The organism is Pseudomonas sp. AU12215 (assembly GCF_001675465.2).
GTDB classification, from domain to species: Bacteria; Pseudomonadota; Gammaproteobacteria; order Pseudomonadales; family Pseudomonadaceae; genus Pseudomonas; species Pseudomonas nitroreducens.
In genome coordinates, this window is sequence record NZ_MACM02000190.1 from 1 (window position 1) to 15,363 (window position 15,363).

The 15,363-nt window shown below is 66.3% G+C and carries 13 protein-coding genes; 11 read left to right on the forward strand and 2 right to left on the reverse strand.

The window, feature by feature from the left end; translation table 11 throughout:
* The 4 genes from A9513_RS33740 to A9513_RS33755 form a co-directional block, all read left to right on the forward strand.
* A partial coding sequence (locus A9513_RS33740) for an MFS transporter (RefSeq protein WP_141678571.1) occupies window positions 1–753 on the forward strand: 753 nt, incomplete at its 5' end.
* A complete protein-coding gene (locus A9513_RS33745; protein WP_065086620.1) occupies window positions 753–1,418 on the forward strand; it encodes a DsbA family protein in 666 nt (221 codons plus the stop codon). The genes A9513_RS33740 and A9513_RS33745, both read left to right, overlap by 1 nt.
* The gene (locus A9513_RS33750) at window positions 1,415–1,741 is read left to right on the forward strand and encodes a Rieske 2Fe-2S domain-containing protein (RefSeq protein WP_065086621.1); all 327 of its coding nucleotides are present in this window, start codon (window positions 1,415–1,417) and stop codon (window positions 1,739–1,741) included. The genes A9513_RS33745 and A9513_RS33750 overlap by 4 nt, the downstream gene beginning before the upstream one ends.
* A complete protein-coding gene (locus A9513_RS33755; RefSeq protein WP_065086622.1) occupies window positions 1,738–2,748 on the forward strand; it encodes a YeiH family protein in 1,011 nt (336 codons plus the stop codon). Before A9513_RS33750 ends, A9513_RS33755 begins: the two co-directional genes overlap by 4 nt.
* A gap of 240 nt (window positions 2,749–2,988) precedes the next feature.
* Here A9513_RS33755 and A9513_RS33760 read toward each other — a convergent pair whose 3' ends face one another.
* Window positions 2,989–3,993, reverse strand: a complete 1,005-nt coding sequence (locus tag A9513_RS33760; RefSeq protein ID WP_051445555.1) for an AraC family transcriptional regulator — start codon at window positions 3,991–3,993, stop codon at window positions 2,989–2,991.
* Between the two features lie 344 nt (window positions 3,994–4,337).
* On the opposite strand from A9513_RS33760, the gene A9513_RS33765 reads away from it, so the two are divergent.
* From A9513_RS33765 to A9513_RS33785, 5 genes are all read left to right on the forward strand, one after another.
* On the forward strand, window positions 4,338–4,904 hold the full coding sequence (locus A9513_RS33765; RefSeq protein WP_089285752.1) for an alpha/beta hydrolase: 567 nt from the start codon (window positions 4,338–4,340) through the stop codon (window positions 4,902–4,904).
* Between the two features lie 154 nt (window positions 4,905–5,058).
* On the forward strand, window positions 5,059–6,906 hold the full coding sequence (locus tag A9513_RS33770; protein ID WP_065086623.1) for a DUF1302 domain-containing protein: 1,848 nt from the start codon (window positions 5,059–5,061) through the stop codon (window positions 6,904–6,906).
* Between the two features lie 41 nt (window positions 6,907–6,947).
* Window positions 6,948–8,306 carry a DUF1329 domain-containing protein gene (locus tag A9513_RS33775; RefSeq protein ID WP_065086624.1) on the forward strand — a complete coding sequence of 453 codons (1,359 nt, stop codon included), beginning with the start codon at window positions 6,948–6,950 and terminating at the stop codon, window positions 8,304–8,306.
* A 56-nt stretch (window positions 8,307–8,362) separates the two neighbouring features.
* Window positions 8,363–9,439, forward strand: a complete 1,077-nt coding sequence (locus tag A9513_RS33780) for a YCF48-related protein (protein ID WP_065086625.1) — start codon at window positions 8,363–8,365, stop codon at window positions 9,437–9,439.
* A gap of 44 nt (window positions 9,440–9,483) precedes the next feature.
* A complete protein-coding gene (locus tag A9513_RS33785; protein WP_065086626.1) occupies window positions 9,484–11,919 on the forward strand; it encodes an RND family transporter in 2,436 nt (811 codons plus the stop codon).
* Between the two features lie 157 nt (window positions 11,920–12,076).
* Here A9513_RS33785 and A9513_RS33790 read toward each other — a convergent pair whose 3' ends face one another.
* On the reverse strand, window positions 12,077–12,946 hold the full coding sequence (locus tag A9513_RS33790; RefSeq protein ID WP_045207678.1) for a LysR substrate-binding domain-containing protein: 870 nt from the start codon (window positions 12,944–12,946) through the stop codon (window positions 12,077–12,079).
* Window positions 12,947–13,122: 176 nt separating this feature from the next.
* Here A9513_RS33790 and A9513_RS33795 point away from each other — a divergent pair, with 176 nt between their 5' ends.
* Window positions 13,123–14,202 carry an ABC transporter ATP-binding protein gene (locus A9513_RS33795; RefSeq protein WP_083196270.1) on the forward strand — a complete coding sequence of 360 codons (1,080 nt, stop codon included), beginning with the start codon at window positions 13,123–13,125 and terminating at the stop codon, window positions 14,200–14,202.
* Window positions 14,203–14,241: 39 nt separating this feature from the next.
* Entirely contained in the window at window positions 14,242–15,363 is a 1,122-nt protein-coding gene (locus A9513_RS33800) for an ABC transporter substrate-binding protein (protein ID WP_065086627.1), read from the forward strand.

Genomic DNA, 15,363 nt, shown 5'->3' on the forward strand with positions numbered 1-15,363 from the left:
AGCCGGCASCACGGCATGGCGCTGTTCGGCCTGCTGCTGGCGCTGCTCTATCCGCTGATCGTCAGTGAGAAACGCATCGCCCCGGTCGCCGCCGCCGAAGCGCCGCGCCAGGTGGGCGGGCGTTCCCTGCGCAGCCTGTTCGGCAGCCGTTCGGTGATCGCCGCCTACCTGGGCAGTGGCCTGCAACTGTTCGTCGCTGCCGCCGTCATGGTGTGGATTCCCAGCTACCTGAACCGCTACTACCACCTGGACACCGGCAAGGCCGGACTGATCTCGGCGGTGATCGTGCTGGTCGGTGGCAGCGGCATGGTGCTCTGCGGCATCCTTTGCGACCGCCTGGGCCGCGCCAACCCGCCGCGCAAGATCATCCTCGCCATCGGCTTCTGCCTGGTCAGCTGCGTGCTGCTGTCCATCGCCTTCCACCTGTCACCGGGCACCACGCAGCTGAGTCTGATCTGCCTGGGCATGCTGGTCGCCGCCGGTACTTCCGGGCCGTCCGGCGCCATGGTCGCCAACCTCACCGCGCCGGCGGTGCATGGCACCGCCTTCGCCACCCTGACCCTGGCCAACAACTTGCTGGGCCTGGCCCCCGGCCCGCTGCTCACCGGTGTGTTGGCCGATCATATCGGCCTGGATCGCGCCTTCCAGCTCATCCCGCTGCTGAGCATCCTCGCCGCGCTGGTGTTCATCTATGCCCGCCGCCACTACCACAACGACATGCGCCGCCTGCGCGGTGAAGAGGAGGGCGCCTGATGCCGACTCTGAACCTGGAAATGACCTTCGACTTCATCTGTCCCTGGTGCCTGATCGGCAAGCGCAACCTCGACGCCGCGTTGCGACTGCTGGCACGCCAGCGTCCGGAGCTGAACGTGCGGGTGAGCTGGCTCGGCCTGCAGCTGCTGCCGCAGATTGCCATGGAGGGCGAGCCCTTTGCCGAGTTCTACCAGCGCCGCCTGGGCGGCAAGCGTGCGGTGAAGGCACGCATGGGCGAGGTGCGGCGGGCGGCGGAGGGCGCGAAGGTTGATCTTGACCTCGAACGCATCCTCACCATGCCCAACACCACCTATGCGCACCGGGTATTCCAGCGCGCGGTGCACGTGGGCAGCGACAACCAGAAGGAACAGTTGCTGGAGATGATCTTTCGCGCGCACTTCCAGCTCGGCCAGGACATCGGCCAGCGCGATACCCTGCGCCGCCTGCTGCGCGCCTGCGATTTCAACGTGGTCGACTTCGACGACGCGCTGGCCGATGGCGCGCGGCAGTTCATCGGCCGCCGCGTGGCCCTGGCCGACTCCAGCGTGCCGATGTTCCTCCTCGAGGGCCGCGCGTTCGCCCTCGGCGGGCAGAGCCCGGAACAGCTGCTGGCGGCGCTCTATCGTGCGCTGGAACGGCAGTTCCCGGAGGCGATTCCGGCATGAGCGGTGTGGTCCGTATTCCCGCTGAACGCCTGCCGGCGCGCGGCGGCAGAAGCCTGTTCCATCATGAGAACGGCATCTTCCTGTTGTTCGATATCGACGGTGAGCTGCATGCCATCGAAGACAGCTGCCCCCACGCCGGCGCGTCGCTGTTCAGCGGGCGCCTGGATGGCCCCTGGTTGCAGTGCCCGGCCCATGGCCTGCGCTTCGACCTGGCCACGGGTTGCCCGGCGGGCATCAAGGGTTTCGGCCTGCGCCGGCACGGGATTTCCTGGATTGCCGGCGAGTGTCATGTGGTGATCGCCGATCAGGAGGTGCCTGCATGACCGTGCTGACGATTTCCGCACTTGGCACGCGCAGCCGCACGCTGCTGCCGGGCCTGCTGGTCAGCGCCATGGTGGCGGCGGCCGCGACCTTCCTCTCCGAACACTACGGCGCGCCGGTGATGCTCTTCGCGTTGCTGCTCGGCCTGGCGATGAATTTCCTCGCGGCCGACAGCGTGTGCAAGGCCGGCATCGAATTCACCGCCCGTGAAATCCTGCGCCTGGGCGTGGCGCTGCTCGGTATCCGTATCACCTTCGGGCAGATCGCCGAACTGGGCTGGCAGCCGGTGGTCATGGTGGTGGTGCTGGTGACGGTGACGATCCTGGTTTCCATTGCGGCGGCGCGCGCCATGGGCTTCAACTTCCTCTTCGGCCTGCTCACCGGTGGCGCCACCGCCATCTGCGGCGCCTCGGCGGCCCTGGCGCTGGCCGCGGCGCTGCCGGCGCACACGCAGAAGGAAAAGGCCACGCTGTTCACCGTGCTTGGCGTGTCGGCATTGTCGACCCTGGCGATGATCCTCTACCCGATGATCGTCCGTGCACTGGGCCTGCCGCCACTGCAGGCGGGGATCTTCCTCGGCGGCACCATCCATGACGTGGCCCAGGTGGTCGGCGCCGGTTACAGCATCTCGAAGGAAGTCGGTGACAGTGCCACGGTAGTCAAGCTGATGCGTGTGGCCATGCTGCTGCCGGTGATCCTCTGCGCGGCGATGATCACCCGCGCCCGCGGCGTAGAACCGGGCGACAAACGTCCGCCGCTGTTGCCGTGGTTTGCCGTGGGCTTCGTGCTGCTGGCGGCGGTGAACAGCACCGGCTATCTGCCGTCGATGCTGGTAGAGGCCGGCGGGAAGCTGTCGCAGTGGTGCCTGGTGATTTCCATCGCGGCGCTGGGCATGAAGACCCAGCTCAAGGCTTTGGCGACGGTGGGGGTGAAGCCGATCCTGCTGATGGTGGGGGAGACGGTGTTCCTGGCCCTGTTGGTGTTGGGGATGTTGAAGGTCGCGGGGTGAGCCGATCCGCCCTACGTACTTTGCTCTTGAAGATTTCCAGAGAAACTTCCGCGTACGCCGAGGCCTCCTGAACGGGGCGTTCGAAGCGCGCTGACGTTTATCTGGAAGTCTTGCAAAGCCAAAGCCAAAGCCAAAGCCAAAGCCAAAGCCAAAGCCAAAGCCAAAGCCAAAGCCAGGGCGTGCTCTTGCAGGAGCGAGCTTGCTCGCGAACCGCACGGCACCGTTCCCCTCAGGGAAAAATTACTCCCCCTCCCGCCCCAGATGCTCCTTGCGCCACGCCGCCGGCGACATCCCGTACTGCACGGCGAACCAGCGGGTGAAGGAGCTGGGCATCGAATACCCCAGCAAATCCGCGATGCGCCCCAGCGAATAGCGCGGGTTCTCCATGTAGCGCAGCACCAGCTCGCGGCGGACCTCGTTGATCAGGTCGGAGAAGGTCACTCCGTTGTCTTCCAGGCGCCGTTGCAGCGTGCGCACGTTCAACCCCAGCGACTGGGCGATCTGCTCGATGGTCGCGCGGCCCATGGGCAGCAGCAGGTAGATGGACTTGCGCACCTCGTTCAGCGTGCTGCCGTCGGTGGCGCCGGGCAGGGAGTCGACGAAGCTGCGCGCATGCCGGGCCATGGCCGGGTCGGCCATGGGGTTGGCGGCGTCCAGGTCGGCGGCGGGGATGACGATGCCGTTGAACTCGCTGCCGAACTCGATCTTGCAGCCGAACAGCCGGCGGTGCACCTGCAGGTCCGCCGGGGCGTCGTGGCTGAAGTTGACGCTGATCGGTCGCCAGTGCGGGCCGAGGAGTGCGGCGCAGAGGCGGTACAGCGTGCCCAGGGCCAGCTCCAGGCCCTGGCGCATGGGCATTGGCGGTACGGTGAGGAGCTCTTCGCGCAGGATCGCCATCTTGCCTTCCTGGTCGACGTACAGCGCCAGGGATTCGTTGAGCAGGTGCCGATAGCGAATGATGGTATCCATCGCCTCGCGTAGCGTCGCCTGGTGCGACAACAGCAGGCTGATCACGCCAAAGTCGGCGAGCTGGCGCGATTCGGCCATGCGCAGGCCGAAGGTTTCGCAGCCGCTGATGCGCGCCGACTCTTCCAGCAGGGTCACTGCCGTTGCAACGGGAATGCGCTGCTCCGGGTGCTCGAGCATGGATTGGGAAAGGCCCACCGCACTCAGTTGTTGCTGCGGGTTGAGGCCCAGATGCCTGGCCACTTCCAGGTAGTTGGTGAGGGCCGCAATGCGAACCATTGGGGTCATGCGTGAATCGCCTTCTTGTTCTTGTGGTTGCTCCGTGCCGGCAGGGTTCATGGACACCTGGCGACCGGGGCGCACGCTGGCTGGGTCGATGACATCAGATTCTAGCGACAGCTGTAACCAAGCGTGTACGAAAGTTCGTGCTTCGGCCAGTGCTTCCGGCGCTCTGGAATGCACCGTACGTCCCGTAACGCACGGCCCCTGGCTCAGCGACGACATGCCGGGTGGGGGGCAGGCTGTCATCAAATGCGAAGTGCCTGACGCTCAATGCAAAGCACCGCCACCGGGGCATCTCTACTGTCTGTCCAACAAGTTCGAAATCACTGAAAGGTGAACCGGTGAACAACAATAAATCTTCCACCACCGTCCTCATGGTTCCCGGCCTGCGCGACCACGTGGCCGAGCACTGGCAGACCCTGCTCCAGCAGCGCCTGCCCAATGTTCGCAGCGTGCCGCCACTGACCGAGAACAAACTCGACCTGAACGCCCGTATCGAAGCCATTCAGTGCGAGCTTGAAGGCATCGACGGCGAGGTGATCCTGGTGGCCCACAGCGCCGGTGTGCTGATGGTCGCGCACTGGGCGGCGCGCTACAGCCGGCCGATCAAGGGCGCGCTGCTGGCAACCCCGCCGGACCTGGACGGCGACTGGCCGGCCCACTATCCCAGGCCTGCCGTGCTTGCCGAGATGGGGTGGGCACCGCTGCCGCAACAGCCTCTGCCGTTCCCGACCCTGGTGGCGTGCAGCGACAACGATCCGCTGGCCACGCCCGATGCCGTACGGCGACTGGCCGAGGCCTGGGGCGCGAGCCTGGTAGAGCTGGGCCGTGTCGGCCACCTCAATCCCGCTTCGGGGTTCGGCGACTGGCCAGAGGCCGAAGCACTGATCCAGATGCTGGACCACTGATCCACCACACCTGACTCAACGACAACCCCCGGTTCCGGCGTTCGCGCCGGGGCAGGCCCTCGTGCGCCCCGGCGCACGCCCTTCCAGAGCAAAGAATGGGCCGCGGGACGGGCCCGGAAAGCGTCCCGACCACAACAAGAAACGGAGCACACGCATGCATCACCAGAGCAATCCGAATCGTCCCCTGCAGCGTTGCCTGCTGGCGACCGCAGTCCTCGCCGCCATGGCCGGCCAGCCCCTGCAGGCCTTCGAGCTGGACACCGGCAACCCGGACCTGTCGATCCGCTTCGACAACACCGTCAAGCTCAGCTACGGGCAGAGGGTCGAGTCACCTAACAGCAAGATCGCCGGTACCGCCAACACCAACGACGGCGACCGCAACTTTTCGTCCGGTACTCCGGTGACCCAGCGCTTCGACCTGCTCAGCGAACTGGACTTCGTCTACCGCGACAGCATGGGCTTCCGCCTTTCCGCCGCCGGCTGGTACGACCATGCCTACGATGATGTCGGCGCGAGCAACCCGTTCCCCGGCCAGAAAGGCAACGCCGGCCATCTGGTCACCCGCAACGGCACGGTGGTTTCCCCGCGTGGCGCACAACCGGCCACCCATGGCCTGAGCAACTTCGCCGACCGTTACTACAACGGCCCGTCCGGCGAGCTGCTCGATGCCTTCGTCTTCGCCAGCCACCAGGTCGGCGACGACATGCAGCTCAGCGGCAAGCTCGGCCGCCACACCATCTACTGGGGCGAGACGCTATTCAGCGCCGCCAACGGCATCAACTACGGCCAGTCGGCCCTGGACCTGGGCAAGCTGTACAACGTGCCCGGCACCGAGGCGAAAGAGCTGTTCATGCCGCGCAACCAGCTGTCCGCCTCGCTGACGGTGAACCCCGAGCTGACCCTGGCCGCGCAGTACTTCCTCGAGTTCGAGAACTCGCGCTTCCCCGAAGGCGGCACCTACATGGGCCCCTACGACATGCTCAACGACGGCGGCAACGTCTTCTGGCTGCCGCTGCCCGCGCAGAACGCCTTCTACGGCGCCGCGCGCGGCCATGACCGCAAGCCCGACAACACCGGTGACTTTGGCCTGATGGCCAAGTGGAGCCCGGAATGGCTCGACGGCACCCTGGGCTTCTACTACCGCAAGACATCCGACACCCTGCCGGCGGTACTCATCGACGCACCGAACCTGCACAAGCCCGGCCTCGCCGGCCTGCAGGGGATGAACTACATCACCGCCTATGCCGACGACATCGATATCTACGGCATCAGCCTGTCCAAGGAAATCGCCGGCGTGAGCGTCGGCATGGACCTGAACTACCGCGAGAACATGCCGCTGGCGAGCAACTTCACCACGGTCAACTCCACGCTCTACGCAGCGGCCAAGCGCGGCGCGATCAACGGCGCCAACCTGATCGGCGAGCTGCCCAGCGACGGCGACACGGGCCTTGCCCGCGGCAAGACCTTCCACGTCGTGCTCAACGGCCTGGTGACCTTCGGCGCCACTCCGCTGTGGGACGCCTCGTCGCTGGCGGTGGAAGGCACCCTGACGCACCTGATCGACGTCACCGAAGGCGAGCAGACCTTCAAGGGCGACTCCAGCTACCACGGTGTCGACAAGGTCACCACCAACGCCTACGCCATGTCGGCCAACTTCACTCCGACCTGGTACCAGGCTTTCCCCGGCGTCGACCTGTCCATGCCCATGTCCTACAACGTCGGCCTGCACGGCAACTCGGCGGTGCAACTGGGCGGCAACGAGGACGCCGGCAGCTACTCCGTTGGCGTGGCCGCGGACTTCCACCAGAAGTACCGCCTGGACCTGAAATACGTTGACGCCTTCGGCCCCTTCGATACCTGCGAGAGCGGCCGCGACAACAACACCCCCGGCGCCAACGGCCAGTACCAGTGCATCCCCGGCCAGATCACCTCGCAAGGCGGCCTCGCGCCCCTGCTGAAGGACCGCGGCATGGTCACCGCCTCCCTGAAGGCCACCTTCTGATTTCACGTAAGGCTTCGCTCTCGAAGCAGGAGAAACCCAGCATGAACTTCAAACCCACCCTGATCGCCACCGCCCTCGGCCTGACCCTCTGCGGTCTGGCCCAGGCCGCTGTCTCCCCGCAGGACGCTGCCCAGCTGGGCAGCACCCTGACCCTGGTCGGCGCCGAGAAAGCCGCCAGCAGCGACGGCTCGATTCCCGCCTACGCCGGCGGTCTGACCAGCGCCCCGGCCGGCTTCAAGGCCGGCGATTCCATGCGCCCGGACCCATTCGCCGGCGAGAAGCCGCTGCTGGTGATCGATGGCAAGAACGTCGAGCAGTACAAGAATCAGCTGTCGGCCACCACCGTCGAGCTGGCCAAGCGTTATCCGACCTTCCGCGTCGACGTCTATCCGACCCACCGTAGCGCCGCGCTGCCGGATACCGTGCTGGAAAACAGCAGGAAGAACGCCGTCACCGCGCAGTCCCTGGAAGGCGGCACGGCCATCGACAACGCGCTGCCGGGCGTGCCGTTCCCGATTCCGCAGACTGGCGCGGAAGCCATGTGGAACTTCCTGCTGCGCTACCAGGGCGTGAACATCAAGGCCAAGTACGACTCCTGGAACGTCGACGCCTCGGGCAGCGCGAACCTTGCCACCACCGGCCAGGCCTTCATTAATTACCCGGTGTACGAAGACCTCACCCAGCCGGTGAAAGGCTCCGAGGTCTACTACCAGATGAAGCTGTACTACAGCGGCCCGGCCCGTCGCGCCGGCGAGGCGATGATGCTCAAGGACGCTGCCAACCCGCTGCAGCAGCCGCGCCGCGCCTGGCAGTACCTGCCCGGCCAGCGCCGTGTGAAGCTGGCGCCGAACCTCGCCTACGACACCCCGAACCCCGGCATGGCCGGCGCCGGCACCTACGACGACGTGTTCGTCTTCAACGGTGCGCTGGACCGCTACGACTGGAAGCTGGTGGGCAAGCAGGCAATGATCGTGCCCTACAACACCTACCGCCTGACCTATGCCAGTGACATCAAGCCGGTGGTCACGCCCAACCACCTGTCGCCGGATTACGTGCGCTGGGAGAAGCACCGCGTGTGGGTCGTCGAAGGCACCCTGAAGTCCGGCGCGCGGCACATCTACGCCAAGCGTCGCTTCTACCTCGACGAAGACAGCTGGGTGGCCCTGGCCTCCGACCAGTACGACGCCCGCGGCCAGCTCTATCGCGGCTCCTTCGCCTTCCTCAGCCAGAGCTACGACAAGCGTATCCCGGACGCCACGCCGTTCATGATCTACGACCTGACCGCCGGCTCCTACAACATCAACGGCGTGGTCGGCCCGTACGGCGGCATCAGCTACATCGACCCGCTGGCCAAGACCCAGTGGTCCCCCGAGGCGCTGGCCGGTAGCGGTATTCGCTGACGAAAGAAGTGGCGGCTCCCCCCGGAGCCGCCGCTGCTCTACCCGAGGAAAGCTCCATGCAGATCCCCTTCAAGCGCCTGTTATTCCTGGGCGCGTTGCTGCTGGCGGGCGGCGTCCAGGCTGGCGAACAGGCTGATGGTTTTGTCGACGTGCTCGACCTGCCGGCGGCCTACAGCAACGCACCGAGCCGCGTACCGCTGCTGGCCGTCACCCGTGCCGGCAACAGGCTGGTGAGCGTCGGCCAGCGCGGCCATATCCTGTACTCCGACGACGGCGGCAGCCACTGGCGCCAGGCCGAAGTGCCGGTCAGCTCGGACCTGACTGCCGTCTACTTCCCGACGCCGAACGAGGGTTGGGCCGTGGGCCACGATGGCGTGGTGCTGCACAGCGCCGACGGTGGCATCCACTGGGGGCGCCAGCTCGATGGCCGGCAGATCGGCCAGCTGATGCTCGACTACTACGCCGCCCATCCGCAGCCGGACAACGCCACCTGGCTGGAGCAGGCGCGGCGATTCAAGGAGGAGGGCGCCGACAAGCCGTTCCTCGACCTGTGGTTCCGCGATGCCAATGAAGGCTTCGTGGTCGGTGCCTTCAACCTGATCCTGCATACCCGCGACGGCGGGCGCACCTGGGAGCCCTGGAACCATCGCGTCGACAACCCGCAGGCGTTGCACCTGACCGCCATCGCAGCCAGCGGCGATGACCTGTTCATCGTCGGCGAGCAGGGCCTGTTGCTGCGCCTTTCCCACCAGCAGGAGGGCCAGCAGGAACGCTTCGTCGCCCTGCCATCGCCCTATGCCGGCAGCTTCTTCGGCGTGGTCGCGCGGCCTGGCCTGGTGTTCGCCTACGGCCTGCGCGGGCACGCGGTGCGCAGTGTCGACGGTGGAGAGAGCTGGAGCGCGGTCGACACCGGCCTGCCGGTGAGCCTGACCGCCGCCAACTTCGACGCCAGCGGCCGGCTGTACCTGTTCAGCCAGGCTGGCCAGGGGCTGGTCAGCGATGACCGCGGTGTCAGCTTCAAACCGCTGGAACTGGCCGAGCGCCTGCCCGTCAGCGGCGCCGTGGCTGGTCCCGGTCGCCTGCTGCTGGTCGGCACCCGCGGCGTTCGCGAGAACGCCATGCCGGTGCGCTGAGTGCGCCGACCCTTCATAAGAACAAGAGAAAGAGAGACAGCCTGATGGTCGACCTCAAGCAAGGCGAGATGCCTGTAGTCCGCGAACTGCGGGACTTCGACGCCCACAGCGGCAACCTGCTGGAGCGCCTGGTGTTCAACCACCGTGCGCTGTTCATCGCCCTGATTGCCCTGGTCACCCTGGTGCTGGGCTACATGGCCGTGACCCGCCTGGAGATGCGCCCGGCCTTCGAGAAGATGATCCCCCACGGCGATCCCTACATCCGCAACTACCTGGACAACCGCGCCGCGCTGCGCGGCCTGGGCAACTCGGTGCGGGTGGTGGTGGAGAACCCCAACGGCGACATCTTCGACCCGGCCTACCTCTCCAGCCTGCGGCAGATCAGTGACCAGCTGTTCCTCAGCCACGGCGTCGACCGCGCCTGGATGAAGTCGCTGTGGTCGCCGGCGGTGCGCTGGACCGAGGTCACCGAGGAAGGCTTCCAGGGCGGCCCGGTGATGCCCGACGGCTACGACGGCAAGCCCGAGGCCATCGGCCAGTTGCGCCAGAACATCGCCCGCGCCGGCATCGTCGGCAGCCTGGTGGGCAATGACTTCCGCTCCAGCATGCTGGTGGTGCCGTTGCTGGACCGCGACTCGGCCACCGGTAAGGGCATCGACTACCGCGAATTCTCCCACGCCCTCGACGAGCTGCGCCTGAAGTACGAATACCTGGGCGATGCCCGGGCCTTCGCCGCTGGCGAAGAGGGCAAGGGCGCAGTACGCCTGCACGTGATCGGCTTCGCCAAGCTGGTGGGCGACCTGATCGACGGCCTGCTGCGGGTGATGCTGTTCTTCGGCCTGGCGGTGGTCACCGCCTTCGTCATCATCGTCTTCTACACCCGCTGCCTGCGCAGCAGCCTGCTGGTGATCGGCTGCTCGCTGCTGGCGGTGGTCTGGCAGCTCGGCCTGGTGGCGTGGCTGGGCTATGCGCTGGACCCGTACTCGATCCTGGTGCCGTTCCTGATCTTCGCCATCGGCGTGTCCCACGCCACCCAGAAGATGAACGGGATCATGCAGGACATCGGCCGCGGTACCCACAAGCAGGTGGCCGCGCGCAACACCTTCCGCCGCCTGTTCCTGGCCGGCGTCACCGCGCTGCTGTCGGATGCGGTGGGCTTCGCCGTGCTGATGCTGATCGACATCCCGGTGATCCAGGACCTGGCCATCGCCGCCAGCATCGGCGTAGCCGTGCTGATCTTCACTTCGCTGCTGATGATGCCGGTGGCGCTGTCCTATGTCGGTGTCAGCCAGCGTGCCGCCGAGCGCGCCCTGCGCGAGGAACGTCAGGTGGATCGCCGGCAGGGCCTCGGCAAGCTGTGGGCGCTACTGGATCACTTCACCGAGCGACGCTGGGCGACTATCGCGCTGGCCGTGGCGGCGCTGCTGGGCTCGGGTGGCCTGCTGGTCAGCCAGCACCTGCAGATCGGCGACCTCGACGCCGGCGCTCCGGAGCTGCGCGCCGACTCGCGCTACAACCGCGACAACGCCTACATCACCAGCCATTACGCACTTTCCAGCGACCTCTTCGCGGTAATGGTGAAGACCGCGCCGGAAGGCTGCCTGAACTACCGCACGCTGATCCTCGCCGACCGCCTCGGCTGGGCGCTGCAACAGCACGACGGTGTGCAGGCGACGACCTCGCTGGTCAACGCGGTGCGCCAGATCACCGCCGGCACCTACGAGGGCAACCCCAAGTTCGCCAGCCTGCAGCGCAACCAGGACGTGCTCAACTACGCCGCCCAGCAGGCCTCGGTGAACACCCCGGAGCTGTTCAATACCGAATGCTCGCTGATGCCGGTGATCGCCTTCCTCAAGGACCACAAGGCGCAAACCCTGGACGAAGTGGCCGGCATCGCCGAGAACTTCGCCCGCGCCAACAGCACCCCGGACCGCCAGTTCCTCCTCGCCGCCGGCAGCGCCGGCATCGAGGCGGCGACCAACCGCGTGGTGCGCGAGGCCAACCACCGCATGCTGTTCTACGTCTATGCGGCGGTCGGCATCTTCTGCCTGATCACCTTCCGCAGCTGGCGCGCAACCCTGGTCGCGCTGCTGCCGCTGGTGCTCACCTCGATTCTCTGCGAGGCGCTGATGGTGATGATGGGCATCGGCGTGAAGGTCGCCACGCTGCCGGTGATCGCCCTGGGCGTGGGGATTGGAGTGGATTACGCGCTCTACCTGCTCAGCGTGCAGCTGCAGTTGCAGCGGGCCGGGCTGCCACTGTCGGTGGCGTATCAGCAGGCGGTCGCCTTCACCGGCAAGGTGGTCGCGCTGGTTGGCGTGACCCTGGCAGCGGGTGTGATCACCTGGGCCTGGTCGCCGATCAAGTTCCAGGCGGACATGGGCATCCTGCTGACCTTCATGTTCCTCTGGAACATGCTCGGGGCGCTGATCCTGATTCCGGCGTTGTCGCATTTCCTGCTCGGTGGGCGGAAGCTCTGAGGACATAGCCGCCCGCCACAGCGGGTCTTTGTTCGCGAGCAAGCTCGCTCCTACAGGGTGCGCCATGGTGCTCTTTGTAGGAGCGAGCTTGCTCGCGAACGCCCAACGCGGGCCCTGCCGGATAGCCTCCACCCATCCTACAAGAGCATTTCGCTCCTCAATCAAACGCCGGAATCGCCTCCAGCTCGTGCAGCAACCAATCTGCGAACTCTCGCGCCAGGGCCTGGTTGCCGTGGGGCGGGATGATCAGGAAGTAGGGGTGGGGCGCTGGGAAGTCGATGTCGAACAGGCGCACCAGGCGGCCCTCGGCCAGCTCCTCGCCGGCCAGGATGTGGTCGCTGATGGTCACGCCGCCGCCGGCCAGCGCGGCGCGGATGGTCAGGTAGGCGTCGGGCAGGAAGACGTTCTGCCGCGCCTGCAGGCCGGGTACGCCGGCGGCGAGGAAGTAGCGGCTCCAGTCGAAACCATCGTCCTCGTGCAATAGCACCTGGCGCGCCAGGTCGCGCGGTTTGCGCAGGTGTTCCTGGGTGTTGAGCAGGCGCGGGCTGCATACCGGGAAGTAGCGGATGTCGCCCAGCGCGGCGAAGCGCTGGCCCTCGATGTGCGTCTCGCCGAAGGAAATCACCATGTCCACCTGGCCCAGGTCGCTGCTCATCGGCAGCAGGTGCAGGGCGACTTCCTGGTAGTTGCGCAGGAATTTCTCCAGCAGCGACGACACCCGCGCGAGCAGCGCCGGGGCGCAGGCGATGCGCAGTTCGCCGGCGGGTTCCTCGCTGGGCAGGGCACGGCGGATGTCGCGCAACTGGTCGAAGGCGCTGCTGATCTGCTGGCTCAGCTGGCGCCCGGCGGCGGTCAGTTTCACGCCCTTGCCCTGGCGCTCCACCAGCGCCATGCCCAGCTCTTCTTCCAGCTTCTTCACCTGGTGGCTGACCGCCCCGTGGGTGACGTGCAGCTCCAGCGCCGCACGGCTGATGCTGCCTTGCCGGACCAGTGCCTCGAAAGCGCGCAGGGCGATGAGGGAGGGCATTCGGAACGCACTGTTCTGACGCATGGAAGACCTTTTTGTGTGAATTTGACTAACGATTCAGGCGGAAATCTATTGAATTGTCGTTAGTTAAATTTGCACAGAAGATGGCCCCAAGCCAATACAAAAAAAGCACCAAGCCAACACCGATCAACAAGAAAAACGGCTGGAGACCCGCCATGCAGCATCTCGTCGACTTGCTCGGCCTGGGCAAGCGCTACGGCAACCTGCAGGTCCTGAGCGACCTCAGCCTGAGCATTCGCCAGGGCGAATTCCTCACGCTGCTCGGCCCTTCGGGCTCGGGCAAGAGCACCACGCTGATGATGCTCGCCGGCTTCGTCGAGCCCAGCGAAGGGCATATCGAGATGGACGGCCGCGATATCACCCAGCTGTCGCCGGACCAGCGCGATTTCGGCGTGGTGTTCCAGGGCTACGCGCTGTTCCCGCACATGAGCGTGGCGCAGAACGTCGCCTACCCGCTGCGCATCCGCAAGGTGCCGGGCGCGGAGATCGAGCGCCGGGTGGCCGAGGTGCTGGAGCGCGTCGGCCTGGCCGGCATGGGCAATCGCGGCATCGCCCAGCTCTCCGGCGGCCAGCAGCAGCGCGTGGCGCTGGCCCGTGCGCTGGTGTTCAAACCCAGGCTCTTGCTGCTCGACGAACCGCTGTCCGCCCTCGACCGTCGCCTGCGCCAGGAAATGCAGGGCGAGCTGGCGCGCATGCACAAGGATTTCGGCACCACCTTCGTCTTCGTCACCCACGACCAGGAAGAAGCCCTGGCGCTGTCCGACCGTATCGCCGTGTTCAACAAGGGCCGCCTGGAGCAGGTCGGCACCCCGCGCGAAGTCTACGAACGCCCGGCCAGCCGTTTCGTCGCCAATTTCCTCGGTGACACCAACCTGCTGGAGGTCGGCGTGGTACGACGCGAAGCCGAGGCCACGCTCTGCGATTTCCGTGGCCAGCACCTGCGCGTGGCCCATTCGGCCCAGGCGAACCAGGGCGGCAAGAGCTGGCTGGCGGTGCGCCCGGAGCATATCGACCTGCGCCCGCTGCAGGACGCCGGCCGCGACAACGGCCTGTGCGCCACCGTCGGCAATGCCACTTACCAGGGGGCCCAAGTCAACCTCGAACTGACCCTGGAGCAGGGCGAGCGCCTCGACCTGCGCCTGCCGGTCGCGCACCCGCTGCTGGCCGATCTGCGCAGCGGCCAGCGCTACTGGTGCAGCTGGTCGCCGCAGCACTGCCACCTGTTGTCCGCCTGACAACCACATAACGAAAACAACGATCGGGGAGCAATCACCATGAAAGAACGCCAAGGCTTCATCGAAGACGCCATCGAAATCGCTGCCCAGAAGGGCGAGCGCGCCGGCATCAGCCGCCGCGATTTCAACCGCAGCCTGCTGCTGCTCGCCGCCGCCAGCGCGCTGCCGTTCGGCACCGGCGGCCGCGCCTTTGCTGCCGGCGGCAACCTGGTGGTGGCCAACTGGGGGGGGGATGCGGTGCCGGCCTTCGAGAAGAGCTTCGGCGGCTTCAACGAGGTGGCAGGGCTGACGCTGAAGATCGATGGCAGCGGCCCCACCGAGGGTGCGCTGAAGACTCAGGTCAGCAGCGGCGCGGTGCGCTGGGACGTGTGCGACGGCGAGATGTATTCGTCCTATCGCCTGGGCAAGGACAAGTTCCTCGCGCCCATCGATTTCGGCATCGTCGACAAGTCGCTGATCGGCTACGGCGACGTGCATGATTTCGGCCTCGCCAACTACACCTACAGCTACGTGATCGGCTACGACCACGAGCAGTTTGGCAAGAACCCGCCCAAGTCCTGGGCCGACTTCTGGGACGTGAAGAAGTACCCGGGCAAACGCACCCTCTACAAATGGATGAGCGCCAACCTCGAATGCGCCCTGCTGGCCGACGGTGTGCCGCCGGAGCAGCTCTACCCGCTGGATGTGGACCGCGCCCTGCGCAAGATCGAGGAACTGCTGCCGCACATCGCCACCCACTGGTCCACCGGCGCCGAGTCGCAGCAGCTGATCCGCGATGGCGAAGTGAGCATGGCGCAGATGTGGCACACCCGCGCCGAGCTGGTGAAGAACGACACCGGCGGCAAGATCGACTGGAGCTTCGACGGCGGCATCGTCTCGCCTTCGGTGTGGATGGTGCCCAAGGGCAACCCGGCCGGCGCCAAGGCGGCCATGGAGTTCATCGCCTACGCGCTGCGGCCGGAAGTGCAGGCCAAGCTCATGGAGGTCTACAACATGGGACCGGTGAACCTTGCGGCCAACGACCTGCTCAGCGCCCAGCTGCAGGCGATCAACCCCACCGCGCCGGACAACCTGAAGAAGCAGGTGTCGCTGAACAACAAGTGGCATGCCGAACACTACGGCGAAACCCTGGAGCGCTACCTCGCGCTGATCGGTGGCTGA